14 protein-coding genes and 1 pseudogene are annotated in these 14,466 nt (G+C 61.1%); 6 read left to right on the top strand and 9 right to left on the bottom strand.

All coding sequences use genetic code 11. The features are described from left to right. Positions 1-177 precede the first annotated feature (177 nt). The 5 genes and pseudogenes from LJ360_RS14485 to rpoE all read right to left on the bottom strand — a co-directional run bounded on the left by LJ360_RS14485 (position 178) and on the right by rpoE (position 4,564). A pseudogene (locus tag LJ360_RS14485) lies at positions 178-1,625 on the bottom strand (DegQ family serine endoprotease). Between the two features lie 147 nt (positions 1,626-1,772). Continuing rightward, positions 1,773-2,216: a SoxR reducing system RseC family protein gene (locus tag LJ360_RS14490; protein WP_091852421.1), complete on the bottom strand. Its 444-nt coding sequence runs from the start codon at positions 2,214-2,216 to the stop codon at positions 1,773-1,775. A 58-nt stretch (positions 2,217-2,274) separates the two neighbouring features. Next, a complete protein-coding gene (locus tag LJ360_RS14495; RefSeq protein ID WP_264994407.1) occupies positions 2,275-3,177 on the bottom strand; it encodes a MucB/RseB C-terminal domain-containing protein in 903 nt (300 codons plus the stop codon). A gap of 187 nt (positions 3,178-3,364) precedes the next feature. Then, positions 3,365-3,925: a sigma-E factor negative regulatory protein gene (locus tag LJ360_RS14500; protein ID WP_091852427.1), complete on the bottom strand. Its 561-nt coding sequence runs from the start codon at positions 3,923-3,925 to the stop codon at positions 3,365-3,367. 27 nt (positions 3,926-3,952) lie between these two features. Next, a complete protein-coding gene (gene rpoE / locus LJ360_RS14505; RefSeq protein WP_177186056.1) occupies positions 3,953-4,564 on the bottom strand; it encodes an RNA polymerase sigma factor RpoE in 612 nt (203 codons plus the stop codon). 212 nt (positions 4,565-4,776) lie between these two features. On the opposite strand from rpoE, the gene nadB reads away from it, so the two are divergent. The 5 genes from nadB to LJ360_RS14530 all read left to right on the top strand — a co-directional run bounded on the left by nadB (position 4,777) and on the right by LJ360_RS14530 (position 9,085). Continuing rightward, positions 4,777-6,381 carry an L-aspartate oxidase gene (gene nadB / locus LJ360_RS14510; protein WP_177186054.1) on the top strand — a complete coding sequence of 535 codons (1,605 nt, stop codon included), beginning with the start codon at positions 4,777-4,779 and terminating at the stop codon, positions 6,379-6,381. Positions 6,382-6,428: 47 nt separating this feature from the next. Continuing rightward, on the top strand, positions 6,429-6,689 hold the full coding sequence (locus LJ360_RS14515; RefSeq protein ID WP_091852433.1) for a succinate dehydrogenase assembly factor 2: 261 nt from the start codon (positions 6,429-6,431) through the stop codon (positions 6,687-6,689). Beyond that, entirely contained in the window at positions 6,673-7,191 is a 519-nt protein-coding gene (locus tag LJ360_RS14520; RefSeq protein WP_091852436.1) for a hypothetical protein, read from the top strand. The genes LJ360_RS14515 and LJ360_RS14520 overlap by 17 nt, the downstream gene beginning before the upstream one ends. After that, positions 7,181-8,170: a YgfZ/GcvT domain-containing protein gene (locus LJ360_RS14525; protein WP_091852439.1), complete on the top strand. Its 990-nt coding sequence runs from the start codon at positions 7,181-7,183 to the stop codon at positions 8,168-8,170. Before LJ360_RS14520 ends, LJ360_RS14525 begins: the two co-directional genes overlap by 11 nt. Before the next feature lie 81 nt (positions 8,171-8,251). Continuing rightward, complete coding sequence (locus LJ360_RS14530; protein WP_091852442.1) at positions 8,252-9,085, top strand: HDOD domain-containing protein; 834 nt, start codon at positions 8,252-8,254, stop codon at positions 9,083-9,085. A 135-nt stretch (positions 9,086-9,220) separates the two neighbouring features. Here LJ360_RS14530 and ung read toward each other — a convergent pair whose 3' ends face one another. The 4 genes from ung to orn all read right to left on the bottom strand — a co-directional run bounded on the left by ung (position 9,221) and on the right by orn (position 13,304). Continuing rightward, on the bottom strand, positions 9,221-9,964 hold the full coding sequence (ung, locus tag LJ360_RS14535; protein ID WP_264996053.1) for a uracil-DNA glycosylase: 744 nt from the start codon (positions 9,962-9,964) through the stop codon (positions 9,221-9,223). A 4-nt stretch (positions 9,965-9,968) separates the two neighbouring features. Beyond that, positions 9,969-11,507, bottom strand: a complete 1,539-nt coding sequence (gene lysS, locus LJ360_RS14540; protein WP_091852448.1) for a lysine--tRNA ligase — start codon at positions 11,505-11,507, stop codon at positions 9,969-9,971. A 57-nt stretch (positions 11,508-11,564) separates the two neighbouring features. Beyond that, positions 11,565-12,660 (bottom strand): peptide chain release factor 2 gene (gene prfB, locus LJ360_RS14545; RefSeq protein ID WP_143066604.1). Its coding sequence is split into 2 segments (ribosomal slippage): positions 11,565-12,587 and positions 12,589-12,660, totalling 1,095 coding nucleotides; the frame shifts between segments, so codons are not numbered across the junction. Between the two features lie 89 nt (positions 12,661-12,749). Continuing rightward, positions 12,750-13,304: an oligoribonuclease gene (gene orn / locus LJ360_RS14550; RefSeq protein WP_091852454.1), complete on the bottom strand. Its 555-nt coding sequence runs from the start codon at positions 13,302-13,304 to the stop codon at positions 12,750-12,752. Between the two features lie 87 nt (positions 13,305-13,391). On the opposite strand from orn, the gene rsgA reads away from it, so the two are divergent. Continuing rightward, positions 13,392-14,444 (top strand): small ribosomal subunit biogenesis GTPase RsgA, encoded by a 1,053-nt coding sequence (gene rsgA / locus LJ360_RS14555; RefSeq protein ID WP_091852457.1) that lies wholly within the window; start codon positions 13,392-13,394, stop codon positions 14,442-14,444. Positions 14,445-14,466 lie beyond the last annotated feature (22 nt).

Genomic DNA, 14,466 nt, shown 5'->3' on the forward strand with positions numbered 1-14,466 from the left:
CCAAAAGATGACCGGAATGCCAGAAACCACAAGTGGCGGGACCCCGCCCATCATCGAGTGTCGCATTCATTAACAGGTAAAAGTAACAGAAAGCCGTCCGCCAGAACAGCAGACGCCAACCCACCTGGCTGCCAACTCCGTCACAGTTGACAGTCAGGTGGTGATAAGGGGGTCACATCAGGGCTTCATCACCAGGTAGGTGGCACGACCTTCCCGGATAATACGCACCGAGACTGCGCGGTCCGAGGGCAAATTGCTGACCGCCGCCCGGAAATCCTCAATGCCGCTGATGGCCTGGCGATTGAGTTCGGTGATCACGTCATTGCGACGAATACCCGCCTGGAAGGCCGGCCCCTGCCCCACTTCGGTGACCAGCACCCCGCCAGCAATATCCAGCCGGCTGGCCAACTGGTCCGGCAACGGCTCCACCTGCATGCCCAGCGGGCCACCAGCAGAACCGGAGGGGGCGCCCGGGGTTGTGCCTGCACCCTCCTCCTCGGGCAGGCGGCCGATTTCCACCTCGATGGTGCGCTCCTTGCCCTGCCGCAATACGGTCAGGTCTACTTGATCGCCCACGGGGGTGCGGCCAACTTTAGGCGGCAGGTCAGCCGAACGCTCAATCGCTTCGCCCTCGTAGGCCAGCACGATGTCACCCGCCTGCAGACCTGCCTGCGCTGCCGGAGAATCCGGCATCACCTCTGCAACCAGCGCTCCACGGGGCCGACTCAGGCCGAAAGATTCCGCCAGGTCACGGTTGACCTCCTGGATCAGCACACCCAGCCAGCCCCGGGCCACGGAACCCCCGTCGCGAAGCTGCCGGAACACATTCATGGCGTCATCGATGGGAATAGCAAAAGACACACCCATAAAACCACCGGAACGGGTGTAGATCTGTGAGTTGATACCGACCACTTCGCCATCCATGTTGAACAGCGGGCCGCCTGAGTTACCGGGGTTGATGGCCACATCGGTCTGAATGAAAGGGACATAGTTCTCGGTGGGCAGGGAGCGTCCGGTTGCGCTCACAATGCCGGAAGTGACGGTGTAGTCGAAGCCGAATGGCGAACCGATGGCAAAGACCCACTGACCCGGTTTCAGCTCTGACGACTGGCCGATACGAACCACCGGCAATGGCTCGTCGTCCTCTATCTTGAGCACGGCCATGTCAGATCGGGGGTCTGTACCCACCACCGTGGCCGGCAGTTCGCGGCGATCATTAAGGCGCACCATGACTTCGTCCGCCCCCTCGATCACATGGTTATTGGTGAGTACATAACCGTCTTCGGAAACAATGAAGCCAGAACCCATCGAACGCCTGGGCTGGGCTGAGCCACCTCCGAAGGGTGACTGGGGCCCCCAAAGAAATGACGAAAGAAATCCGGCATCTGCTCCAGCTCCCGCTCGCTGAACGGTGTTTGCTGTGTACGGGGATCCGGTTCTGAAACCGTGCTTATATTGACCACCGCTGCGGAATTCTCCTCCACCAGGCCGGTGAAATCCGGCAACGACTGGGCGCTTGCCGACTGGATGAGCAGTAATGGAAGGATAGAGGCAACCAGCAACGCAAACCAGGATGGCAGGCGCACTTGCCGGACAGATGATGCAGGCTGGAACAGTCTTGTCATGTAATCGCTCCCTATGACGTGCCGTTTTATGTAAACCCTTTTCGTTATCCGGGTGCCCTGCCCTCTGGACGGGCACTGTGAGATCATTTCCAATCTGGTGACCATGTCGGGGATTTTCAACGCCTTACTGGCACTGTAATGCCTTGCTCAGAGCTCCCGGACCCGGGGCACCAGCCGCCCCATCACCGGCTGCCAGCGCGCCGCGCCGACCCGGGACTGACGCCCCGCCCACCAAAGCCCGGTGGCAAGCCCTGCGCCGGCACAGAGCATCGCTGCAAGGTCATTACCCGGCAATAGCATACCGGCCAGGGCCGTTGCTGCCACCATCAACAATAATGGCACTGCATACACCAACAGGGACGCTTTCAGCAGGGCAGTCTCTTCGATGGCAACGGTAACCTGGTCCCCCGGCTTCGCCTGCAGGGTATTGGCAACACGGATCTGCCGTGACTGGCCTGAAGTCAGGCCGGCCAGGGCTTTCTGACCACAGCCATGGCGTGCCTTGCAGGACTGGCAGGCACTCTCCCTGATGGTTTGTACCCAGGCATCCCCACCCTGCACGGAAATGACGGTACCGGTCTCGTGGATCATGTAAGGTCCTGTCGTCAGTCAGCCAACGCCCGCGCAAGGGCGTTGCGATCGTCAACCGTCACGGACTGGGCCACCTGCATGGCAGTATGTGGGGAATTTCCCCGACCACCGTGACCAGGAAGCGCTCCCGGTCTGCTTCCCCGGCCTCGGTGTAATGCATGTAAAGGGTGGTAGCCCCGATTCGTGATGCGCCCTGGGGCATCTCCGGGGTCCCGGCGGGCTCCACGAAAACCGAGAAGGTGGCCAGGCCGTCGGAGAACGACACCGCCTGGCCGCGACCGCCTCGCGGGGTGGCCGCCGGCATGAAGCCATCCGGGCGCCATCCCAGGTCCCAGCCATCCATCCCACCATGCTCCCCCGACAGGTTCAGCACCGGCGTAATATCCTTCACTTCAGCCCCGACATTAACTTCGAACTCGGAGTCAGGAAGGTAATCGGTGATCTCGAGCGTAGTGAACTGGAAACGTTCCAGCACTTCATCCTGTTGACGCACATGGCTCTTGAGCAACAGTCCGGTGTCCTTTTCCATCCACAGTCGGTAGCCGTAGCGGTGGTCATCCCGGGGTTGCAATGCAATCACTACGGCGGGATACCCGGCTATCCGGTCCTCACCCAGCAACTCTGGCTGATACCAGGCGCCCACGGGCACTTGCTGACTGGCAAAGGCTTCCGCGAAGGGACCGGACGGGATCACCTGGTCCAGGTGGATACGGCCATGCTCTGGCAAGACACACACCACCCGGCTGCCCCGCCGGATGATTTCGCCGTTGGCACCGTCCTGGACCACCAGGCGTTCATCCACCTGCCCGTCCCGATACCGGTGGGCAATCATCATGGAGCTCACCTGGTCACCCCGGGAATATACAAAGACCCCCCGGTAGGTTGTCATATTCAGGGCGGGGCCAAGCTTCAGCAACCAGGACTCGGCAGTTTCCCGGGCGGCAGCCTGGGCAGGCACCATGGCCAGGACCATGAGCGCAAGCAGGCAGGCTACTGTCCAGCCCCGCGCGCCTGGGCACCATTGTGCCGCAGACCTGGCCGAACCTGTGGGAACCCCTTTCAATCGGATCAAACAAACACCCTCAACCCGTCAGTAAACCGTAACCGGTCAGTCGCCACCGGCAACGCCCAATCTTGCGACAACCCTGTTAGTAACCCTGACCGGATACACTGGTCACACGTGCGTAACCCAACGCCCCGTGGCCGGCTCCGATGCTATTGTACTGGGCGTGCTCAAGGAGGTAGCGACTGATCTGTTCACGCTGCCGCTCGTTCAGACCCTGAATGGCCACCTCAGGCACCGTTCCGCTGGCGGCAGCCGGCGCCTGTGCCTGAACCGGCACCAGGTGGTCAGGACTACCTTCTGACATCACTTCCCAGCCGCTGCCGGCACCAAAGCCAACAGCAACACCCAGTGCGATCATCGCCACCGCGGACCAACGCCAGGGCGCATGGCGCCGGCGAATGGTCCGTCGCTGGGCCACTTCGGCATCGGCTGCCCGGTCCAGGCTGTCACGAACCGCCGCCCGCACATCAAAACCGGCATCACCATGGGGCGCCTCGTGAATCACATCCCGGATGCGTTGCCAGCGCTGCCACTGTTCCCGAACGGCCTGTTGGTCAGGATGGGACAGGACCCGGCGCACAGCCAGCTCGTCAGCCTGGTCATCCATCATGGCCGACAAGGTTTCTCTGAGCCGATCATCCATTGCCTGTACCTCTTTGATAATCAGTCGTCATGAGTTATCCAGCATCGGTCCGAGCTGGCGGTCAATGGCATCCCTGGCCCTGAATATCCTCGAACGGACGGTGCCAATGGGGCATTCCAGGATCCGTGCGATGTCCTCATAGGAGAGCCCTTCATATTCCCGCAACAGGAAGGCTGATCGCAGCTCTTCCGGCAGGGCTCCGATGGCTTTTTCCAAAGCCTCCCGCAGCTGGTCCCGCTGCAGGAACCCCTCCGGTGACGCCACTTCCCGAAGGCGCCCACCGTCTTCATAGCTTTCAGCGTCTGCCACGTCAGCCACGCCCTGAGGGCGGCGGCCGCGGGCTTCAAGGAAATTCTTGGCGGTATTCACCGCGATCCGGTATAGCCAGGTGTAGAAGGCACTGTCACCCCGGAACCGTTCAATGGCCCGGTAGGCCTTGACGAAGGTTTCCTGGGTCAGGTCCATCACTTCCTGGCTGTCGTAGATATACCGGCTGATAATGGAGGCCACCCTGGACTGGTACTTGAGCACCAACAGGTCAAAGGCTGACCGGTCACCCTGACGAGCCTTGCGAACCAGCTGCAGGTCCGTCTGGCCGTCCGGGGCGTTGGGCCGGGTCTGTTCTGCATCCGGTTTCATGATGGGGCCGGCGGGTGCCTCCTTTAGCTGGACCGCTGGACCTGACTGCCGTCTTTCGCTCATGATCATAGGCGCTGGTTCCACATATTGGCGACGGAAATCCCGGGCGTCCGATACGCCGGGTAACCTGTCCGTTCCTTTGTGGGCAAATAGACAGCAGGCAGAAAGTTTAGTTCAATACCCGGCACATTATGGCCCGCGATAACGATCACATGCCACAGTCTCACGAATACGACGTTCTCATTATCGGCAGCGGCGCTGCCGGGCTCACTGTCGCCCTGAACCTGCCTCCCCATTTGCGGGTCGCTGTGATCAGCAAGGCCGATATTACCAGTGGGGCCACGCTATGGGCCCAGGGCGGCATCGCTGCTGTGCTCGACAGCGACGACTCCATCGAGGCGCACATCAACGATACCCTCAGTGCCGGCGGAGGCCTTTGCCATGAAGATGCCGTCCGTTACACCGTGGAGAATGCGGCCGAGAGCATCCGCTGGCTGATCGACAACGGTGTGCAGTTCACCCGCGACGAAAATGAAAAGCTGCACCTGACCCGGGAAGGTGGCCACAGTCACCGGCGCATTATCCATGCGGCGGATGCCACGGGTAATGCCGTCTCCACCACCCTGAGCCAGCAAGCCGCCAGTCGGGCGAACATTGACCTGCTGTCCAACCGGGTAGCGGTCGACCTGATTACCAACCGCAAGCTGGCACTGCCCGGCAACCGCTGTGTGGGTGCCTACATCCTGAACCTGGAAACCAGCCACGTGGAGTTGTTCAGGGCCAGGTTCACGGTAATTGCAACCGGTGGCGCCAGCAAGGCCTACCGTTATACCACCAACCCGGACGGTGCTTCCGGCGATGGTATTGCCATGGCCTGGCGGGCCGGTTGCCGGGTATCGAACATGGAATTCAACCAGTTCCACCCCACCTGTCTTTACCACCCCCATGCCAAGTCGTTCCTGATCAGCGAAGCGGTGCGGGGCGAAGGCGGGGTGCTGAAACTGCCCGACGGGAGTCGCTTCATGGATCGCTTTGACAGCAGGGGCGAATTGGCACCCCGGGACATCGTCGCCCGGGCTATTGACCATGAAATGAAACGGCTGGGGGCGGACCATCTTTACCTGGATATCAGCCACAAGCCGGCGGACTTTATCCGCGAGCACTTCCCCACCATCTATGAGAAGTGCCTTGGCTTCGGCATTGATATCACCCGCGAACCGATCCCGGTGGTGCCGGCGGCCCACTATACCTGTGGCGGTATCATCACTGACGAGCGCGCCCGCACCGATATCAACCAGCTCTATGCGGTGGGCGAGGCGGCCTTTACCGGCCTGCATGGCGCCAACCGGATGGCCAGCAACTCGTTACTGGAGTGCCTGGTGTATGGTCGGGCTGCCGCAGCGGATATCGCCCGGCGGGAGGACGACATCCCCGCACCGCCGAGAGCACCCGACTGGGACGAGTCCCAGGTTCGCGACTCTGACGAGGATGTGGTGATCTCCCACAACTGGGATGAACTCCGCCACTTCATGTGGGACTATGTGGGCATTGTGCGCACCACCAAGCGGCTACAGCGCGCCAAGCACCGGGTCGACCTGCTGGCCCGGGAGATCAGCGAGTTCTACAGCAACTACCGGGTCACCAACGATCTGCTGGAGCTTCGCAACCTGGTCACCGTGTCGGACCTGATTATCTGCTCGGCCCTGCAACGCAAGGAAAGCCGGGGGCTGCACTTCACCCTGGACTACCCGGGCTTGCAGAATGACCCGGAAGATACCGTACTGGTGCCGACCACATACCGTATTGCATCACCCTGAGTGCCGGCCATTAACCGGCACCACACTCTCAAGCGAGCCCTGAATCGATGTCCGAAAAATCCCAAGCCGAGTTCAATCGCCTCTGGTGGCACAGCCGTCGTGGCATGCTGGAACTGGACGTGCTGCTGATTCCCTTCCTGGAGGAAGCCTATCCGTCGCTGCCGGAAGAAGACCGGCAACGCTACCACAAGCTGATCCAGTGCGAGGATGCAGACATGTTTGAATGGTTCATGCAGCGCAGCGAGCCGGATGACCCCGACCTGCGCCGCATCGTCCGGCTGATCCTGGACCGTGTACAACCGGATTGAACTACCCCTTGCGCCCTCCACGGTAATCGGGCTGCTTGCCGCTGCGCCTTGGATACTGCTGGTGCTCGTCGGGCTGGGCATGGCCATCAGGGGAGCCTGGCTACTGGTGCCGGTTGTCGCCTTGCTGGCCCTTCAGGGCATGCGCCGCTGGCGCCAGGCTGGAACACTTACCGAACCGGACGCCGTCAGGCAACTGACTGCCCGCGGCCCACGCCTCTTCACAACCCTGGCGAATGGCGATGAGGAAGAGGTCAAGGTATCCGGCGACAGCCGGGTTTCTGGGCGCTACCTGGTCCTTGGCCTGTTGGGGCACAGCAGTGGTCGCCGCTACCCGGTTATCCTGTTGCCCAGGCCGCTGGGCAATGTGCCGGCTGAATCCCTGCGGCGAATGCGGGTGTGGCTGAGGTTGATGCCGGAGCACCCCGCCCCCATTGATGAGACCCCGTGGTACAAGAATTTCACGCAACGTATCTGGCCCGGAGGCAAGACCCATGACCACTGATGCCAATAATGTCGCCCGTCGTCACCCGGAACTTCCCGCCGCCGCGCGGCTGGACAACCAGATGCTGTTCCGGGTCAGCGGGCCTGGTACCAATGACTTCCTGCAGGGCCAGTTGAGCCAGAACCTCACCAATGTGGTGGCGGGACACTCCCCCCGGGCCGCCGCCAGCACGCCCAAGGGCCGCGCCTACCTGCTGACCCGGCTGGTCCGCGATGGCGAAGACGTGTTGCTGACCATGCCCGCCAGCCTGGCGGATGACGTGGCGGCCCACCTGAACAAGTATCTGATGCTTTTCCGGGGCACGTCCATGGAACGACTCGATAGTGGCCAGGTTTTCGGCCTTATCGGCGAAGCCGCCGCCGGGACAGTCGCGGGTGATGCCTCACCCGTGCCAGAGGCAATCAACAGCTCACTGGCACTGGGCAGTGGGTACCTCGTACGCACCAACGCCACCGCCGAGGGCACTCCCCGTTTTGAGCTCTGGCTACCGCAAGGGGTGGATGGCACCCTTCAGGACATCCTTGGCCGGCTTCACCAGGTCTCTTTGGCGGAATGGAACGCCAGTGAGATTGCCGCCGGAGTCCCCGAACTGACCCCTGAAACAAAGGAAGCCTGGGTTCCCCAGATGCTGAACCTTCAGCACCTGGAGGGCATTCACTTCAAAAAGGGTTGTTATACCGGGCAGGAAGTCATTGCCCGCATGCACTTCCTGGGACAATTGAAGAAGAGCCTGTATCGCCTTGGCGTTGAGTCGGGAGAGCAACCAGCGCCGGGATCGCCCGTCATGGCAGGCGAAAAATCAGTCGGCGAGGTAGTCCGCGCAGTGACATTTGACAATGGTTCGGTTCAGTTCCTGGCAGTACTGCGCCACGCTGATGCCGGTAAGGACCTGTTCCTTCCCGGGTCGGAACGACCGCTACAAGTATTGCCCCTGCCCTACGCGGTCCCGGAACGTGAGGCAGAGTCGTCAGATACATAAGGTGACAGGAAAACGCGTCCGGATCTGCTATAACGGGACCATCTGCGACGTTAACTGAATGATCAGGGACCTAAACGCACTATGTCCAACATTGTTGACACCATTCGCGACGATATCCTGTCGGCTATCGAAAGCGACAAACTGATCCTGCCCACCCTGCCGGAGGTTGCCCTCCAGGTACGTGACATTGCCGAGTCCGAAGACTCGTCCATCATGGATCTGGTGAGGGTCATCAGCAACGATACTGCACTGTCCGCGCGGCTCATCCGGGTTTGCAACAGCCCGCTGTTCCGGGGCAGTCGCGCCATCGAGAACCTGAACATGGCGGTCAGCCGTCTGGGCATGGCCTATACCAGCAACCTGGCCATGGGCCTGGCAATGGAGCAGATGTTCCAGGCCACCTCCGACATGGTCGACAAGCGCCTGCGGGCGAACTGGCAGACCAGCACCGAGGTGGCGGGCATCTGCCACGTACTTGCCCAGCAATACACCCGCCTGAAACCGGACCAGGCCACGCTGGCCGGGCTGGTTCACATGATCGGCGTGCTGCCTATCCTGCGTTATGTGGAAGACCAGGACGTACAGATCAGCAGCATCATGCTGGACAATGTGATCGACGAGCTGCACCCGCGCATTGGCACGAGCATTCTCAAGCGCTGGGACTTCCCGGAAGACCTGCAGATGGTCCCGCTGGAATATCAGAACTACCAGCGCCAGGTAGCATCCGCCGATTACGCTGACCTGGTGATGGTTGCCAATCTCCAGCTGCTTGCTGGCACAGATCACCCGGTCAACGAGATGGACTGGAGCACGATCAGTGCTTTTGACCGGCTGGGGCTGGACCCCAATGCCAACCTGAATGATGAGGAAGACCTTAACGCTCAGATGGAAGCGGCTATGGCGTTACTGAAGTAGTTAGTTCAGCTTCCGTTGCCTGGGCGCGGCGGCAGGGATATTTTTCTTTCGGGAAAAGAACTCGCTTCGCTCAGACACCTTTTCCCTGCAGAAAAACATCCCCACCCCCACGCCCGCCTGGCCAGGGTGGGAGCTTTATCCCGCTGATCTCTTTGCGTACCTTTCAAGTAGTTCTTGCATGCTGGGTAATGACCAGTCGATGGGTTCCTGCCCATGCTGCTCCAGCCACTGGTTGGCTTTCGAAAAGTGCTTGCAGCCGAAAAAGCCGCGGTAGGCGCTCAGGGGTGACGGGTGCGGGCCTTCCAGCACCAGGTGGCGGCTGCGGTCGATGATGCGGCCTTTCTTACGGGCATAGCTGCCCCAGAGCAGGAACACCACGCCTTGCCGGTGCTCATTGATGGTTTCGATAACCTTGTCGGTAAAGTGCTCCCAGCCCTTGCCCTGATGGGCGCCGGCATTGCCCTGCTGAACGGTGAGCACCGCATTGATCAACAGGACCCCCTGCTCCGCCCAGGGCTGCAGGCAGCCATGGTCCGGGGGTTCGATACCCAGGTCGTCGCGGATTTCCTTGAAGATATTGACCAGTGATGGCGGCACGGCGACACCGGGGCGCACCGAGAAGCAGAGGCCGTGGGCCTGGCCCGGGCCGTGGTACGGGTCCTGGCCGATGATGACGACCTTGACCCGGTCCAGTGGGGTACTGTTCAGGGCGTTGAAACAATGGCGACGCTCCGGGAACAGCACCTTGCCGGCGGCTTCCTCCGCCGCCAGGAATTCCGCCAGTTGCTGCATGTAAGGCTGGCGGAACTCGTCGGCCAGCCACTGGTCCCAGCCGCGCCCGGGTTTGAGTTCCCGGGCCAGGATCTCGGCGGGATGCATGGCGTTACTCGGCCTCGTCGTGCTTGTGCTCATGCCGGTGCTCCGGGCGCATGGCCGGGAACAGGATAACGTCACGGATGGACGGGGAATCTGTCAGCAACATGGCCAGCCGGTCGATACCGATGCCCTCACCGGCCGTGGGCGGCAGGCCGTATTCCAGCGCCATCACGTAGTCTTCGTCGTAGAACATGGCCTCGTCGTCACCGGCGTCTTTCTCGGCGACCTGGGCGTGGAAGCGCTCGGCCTGGTCTTCCGCATCGTTGAGCTCGGAGAAGCCGTTGGCAATCTCGCGGCCGCCAACGAAGAACTCGAACCGCTCGGTGACAAACGGGTCACTGTCCTTGCAACGAGCCAGGGGTGACACTTCCTTCGGGTACTCGGTGATGAACGTCGGCTGCATCAGCCGGTGCTCGGCGGTGGCCTCGAATATCTCGATCTGCACCTTGCCCAGCCCCCAGCCAGCCTTGACCTGGATACCCAGGTCCTGGGCAACCTGGCGAGCCTGCATGTTGTCAGCCAGTTGCTCCCGGGTAATATCCGGGTTGTGGCGCAGGATCGCATCAACCACGGTCAGGCGCTCGAAGGTCTTGCCAAAGTCGTATTCAATGGTCTCTTCGGTACCGTCACCCAGGGTGCGGGTATGGGTGACCGTCGTGGTTCCCAGTACTTTCTGCGCAATGGTGCGCAGCATATCCTCGGTAAGATCCATCAGGTCGTTGTAGTCGGCGTAGGCCTGGTAGAACTCCACCATGGTGAACTCGGGGTTATGCCGGGTGGAGAGACCCTCGTTACGGAAGTTACGGTTAATCTCGAAGACCCGCTCAAAACCACCCACCACCAGGCGCTTGAGGAACAGCTCCGGCGCAATCCGCAGGTACATGTCGATACCCAGGGCGTTGTGGTGGGTGACAAAGGGCTTGGCAGTCGCACCACCGGGAATCACCTGCAACATGGGGGTTTCCACTTCCATGAAATCCCGCTCAGCGAAGTACTGGCGCATGACGTTGATGATCTGCGAGCGGGCGTGGAACACCCGGCGGCTTTCCTCGTTCATCATGAGGTCCACGTACCGGTGACGGTAGCGGGCCTCGGTGTCGGTCAGGCCCTTGTGCTTCTCCGGCAGCGGGCGCAGGGACTTGGTGAGCAGCACATACTCATCCATGGTGACGTAAAGGTCGCCCTTACCAGACTTGGACAGGGTACCTCGCACGCCAATAATATCGCCCAGGTCCCAGTGCTTTGTATCTTTCTGCACGTCCTTGGACGCATAGACCTGAATTCGGCCGGTCATGTCCTGGACCACCTTGAACGCCTTGCGATCGAGCATCATGCGGCCAGCAATGGCCACCTTGATGCCCATGGACTCCAGCTCTTCCTTGGATTTGTCGCCGTATTTCTCCTGCAGCTCGGCAGCCGTGGCGTCGCGGCGAAAATCGTTGGGGAAGGGATTGCCCTGTTCGCGCAGCTCGGCCAGCTTGGCACGGCGCTCGGCAATCAGCTTGTTGTCCTCGGTGTGTGTGGCGTTCGGGTTGTGGTCAGTCATCTTGGCTCACAGAATAGGTCGGAGTTTCCGGGTTAGAGCGATGGCAGAAGGCGCTGTTTACAGCGCCATCTTTAGACTGGCTTCGATGAACTTGTCGATGTCACCGTCCAGTACGTTCTGGGTGTTGCTGGTTTCAACCTTGGTACGCAGGTCCTTGATGCGGCTGTCGTCCAGCACGTAGGAGCGGATCTGGCTGCCCCAGCCGATGTCCGACTTGGCATCTTCCTGCTTCTGTTTTTCGGCGTTACGCAACTGCATTTCCCGCTCGAACAACTTGGCCTTGAGCTGCTTCATGGCCTGGTCCTTGTTCTGGTGCTGGCTGCGACCAGCCTGGCAGGCCACGACAATGCCGGTGGGGTTGTGGGTCAGTCGCACCGCGGATTCGGTCCGGTTAACGTGCTGACCGCCGGCGCCGGAGGCGCGGTACACGTCCACACGCAGGTCGGCGGGATTGATTTCAATGACAAAGCTGTCGTCCACTTCCGGTGACACGAACACCGACGAGAAAGAGGTGTGGCGACGGTTGCCGGAATCAAACGGGGATTTGCGCACCAGGCGGTGTACGCCGGTTTCGGTACGTAGCCAGCCGTAGGCATAGTCGCCCTGGATGTGGATGGTGGCACTCTTGATGCCGGCCACTTCCCCTTCCTGGAGTTCGACGATCTCGGCCTTGAAGCCACGGCGCTCGGCCCAGCGCAGGTACATGCGCAGGAGCATGTTGGCCCAGTCCTGGGCTTCGGTGCCGCCGGAGCCGGCCTGGATGTCCAGGTAGGCGTTATTGGCGTCCATTTCACCGGAGAACATGCGGCGGAATTCGAGTTTTTCGAGTTCCTTGTCGAGGCTGTCGAGGTCGCTTTCGATGTCTGCGACGGTACCTTCGTCCTCTTCCTCAGCGGCCATTTCCAGCAGGCTGTCGGCGTCGTCGAGGCCGCTGGTGAGGTTGTCGATGGTGCGCACGATCAGTTCGAGGTCGGCGCGTTCCTTGCCGAGGGCCTGGGCCCGGTCGGGGTCGTCCCAGACGGTGGGTTGTTCGAGTTCGCGTTCGACTTCGGTCAGGCGCTCACTGCGCTGATCATAGTCAAAGATACCCCCTGAGCGCTTCAGTGCGCTCACGAAGTTCCTTGATCTTCGTAACAATGGGATTGATTTCCATGGGACCCTTTTGCTCGTGTTGGTCGATGGCTGAAAACAGAGGCGGAATTCTACCGGAATTCCTTGTTCAGTTCAGCCGCCGGGAAAGCCCTATTTTTCCAAACGGAAAAATGTCTCCCGGTAGTGCTGCAATTCCGCGATGGAATCCCGGATGTCGTCCAGGGCCAGGTGAGAGCCTTTCTTGCGGACGCCGCCCAATACATCCGGGCGCCAGCGGCGGGCCAGCTCCTTGACAGTGCTGACGTCGAGGTTGCGGTAGTGGAAGAAGGCTTCCAGCCGGGGCATGTATTTGACCAGGAAGCGGCGGTCCTGGCCGATGCTGTTGCCGCACAACGGCGAGGTGCCTGGCTCCAGGTGCTGGGCAAGGAAGTTCAGGGTTTGTTCCTCGGCGGCGGATTCGGTGATGGGGCTTTCCTTTACCCGCTGGGTCAGTCCACTGTTACCGTGGGTGCGGGTGCACCATTCGTCCATGGCGTCGAGTACTTCATCGCTCTGATGGACGGCCAGTACCGGGCCTTCGGCGATGACCTTCAGGTTGGAGTCCGTGACGATGGTGGCGATTTCGATGATCCGTTCCCTTTCCGGATCCAGGCCGGTCATTTCCAGGTCTATCCAGACCAGGCGGTCGTTGTTTTCTTCGGCCATGGCGGCGTATCTCCACTGTTTGGAAGGTGTGCTGGGCAAGGTCTGATATGATGAAGCATCCCAACTTCCAGAACAATCAGGATTCCCATGGCGAAACGCCGCCTCAGCAAGCAGCAGCAACACCGTATCCAGAAGATCCAGGCAGAACGCACCCGCCGTGCCGGCAAGCGGGAGCAGGCCATTGCGGCCCAGCGGGAGTCCGGTGAGCTGGGGTCGGAACAATCGGGGCTGGTCATTGCCCATTACGGCCAGCAGCTGGATGTCGAGGCGCTGGAGGGGCAGCATCAGGGCAAGCTGTTCCGTTGCTTTGTGCGGGCCAATATCGACAGCCTGGTGACCGGCGACCGGGTCACCTGGTGCGAGGGGGCGGACAATACCGGGGTGATCGTGGCCCGGCAGGAGCGCCATTCCCTGCTGCAGCGGCCTGACAACTTTGGTCAGCTGAAGCCTGTGGCGGCGAACATTGACCATATTGTGCTGGTGATTGCGCCGGAGCCGGAACCCCATGACAACCTGATTGACCGGTACCTGGTTGCGGCCGAGAACACCGGAATTCCCGCGGTTCTTTTACTGAACAAGGCCGATCTGCTCACCGACCGGAACCGGGACCACATCGATGCCTTGCTCGACCGGTACCGTCACCTTGGCTATGAGGTACTTGAAGCCTCTGCTCATCACCCGGATGCCCATGGCGGCGTGATAACCGGCCTGGTGAAGGACCGAACCAGTGTGTTCGTAGGGCAGTCCGGCGTTGGCAAGTCGTCGATTATCCAGACGCTGGTGCCGGACCGGGAGTTGAAGGTGGGCGCCCTGTCAGAAAGTACCGGCAAGGGCACCCACACCACGACAACGGCAAGGCTGTTCCACCTGGATTGCGGGGGTGACCTGATCGACTCACCGGGCATTCGTGAATTCGGCCTGTGGCACATGACGCCGGCGGAAATCGAGTTCGGTTTCCGTGAGATCCGCGAGGTCATCGGCCATTGCCGTTTCCGGGACTGTCGCCACCAGGGAGAGCCGGGGTGCGCCCTGGATGAAGCGGTGGCAGAGGGCCGGATTACGCCAGAACGCCTGCACAGCTTCCGGCGAATCCTGCAGGCCATGGAGGAGCAGCAGGCAAGGGGCCTGAAGCTGAGCTGAGACAATTAACCGGGGCGATTCC

Source organism: Marinobacter sp. AN1, assembly GCF_026013985.1.
In the GTDB taxonomy this organism is placed as follows: domain Bacteria; phylum Pseudomonadota; class Gammaproteobacteria; order Pseudomonadales; family Oleiphilaceae; genus Marinobacter; species Marinobacter segnicrescens.

Excerpts from the sequence above, each read along its gene's own strand:
- rsgA (WP_091852457.1), top strand. The coding sequence starts at position 13,392 with ATGGCGAAACGCCGCCTCAGCAAGCAGCAGCAACACCGTATCCAGAAG.
- LJ360_RS14495 (WP_264994407.1), bottom strand. The coding sequence starts at position 3,177 with ATGGTGCCTGCCCAGGCTGCCGCCCGGGAAACTGCCGAGTCCTGGTTG.
- LJ360_RS14525 (WP_091852439.1), top strand. The coding sequence starts at position 7,181 with ATGACCACTGATGCCAATAATGTCGCCCGTCGTCACCCGGAACTTCCC.
- LJ360_RS14500 (WP_091852427.1), bottom strand. The coding sequence starts at position 3,925 with ATGGATGATCGGCTCAGAGAAACCTTGTCGGCCATGATGGATGACCAG.
- LJ360_RS14530 (WP_091852442.1), top strand. The coding sequence starts at position 8,252 with ATGTCCAACATTGTTGACACCATTCGCGACGATATCCTGTCGGCTATC.
- lysS (WP_091852448.1), bottom strand. The coding sequence starts at position 11,507 with ATGACTGACCACAACCCGAACGCCACACACACCGAGGACAACAAGCTG.
- nadB (WP_177186054.1), top strand. The coding sequence starts at position 4,777 with ATGCCACAGTCTCACGAATACGACGTTCTCATTATCGGCAGCGGCGCT.
- LJ360_RS14490 (WP_091852421.1), bottom strand. The coding sequence starts at position 2,216 with ATGATCCACGAGACCGGTACCGTCATTTCCGTGCAGGGTGGGGATGCC.
- ung (WP_264996053.1), bottom strand. The coding sequence starts at position 9,964 with ATGCATCCCGCCGAGATCCTGGCCCGGGAACTCAAACCCGGGCGCGGC.
- rpoE (WP_177186056.1), bottom strand. The coding sequence starts at position 4,564 with ATGAAACCGGATGCAGAACAGACCCGGCCCAACGCCCCGGACGGCCAG.
- LJ360_RS14515 (WP_091852433.1), top strand. The coding sequence starts at position 6,429 with ATGTCCGAAAAATCCCAAGCCGAGTTCAATCGCCTCTGGTGGCACAGC.
- orn (WP_091852454.1), bottom strand. The coding sequence starts at position 13,304 with ATGGCCGAAGAAAACAACGACCGCCTGGTCTGGATAGACCTGGAAATG.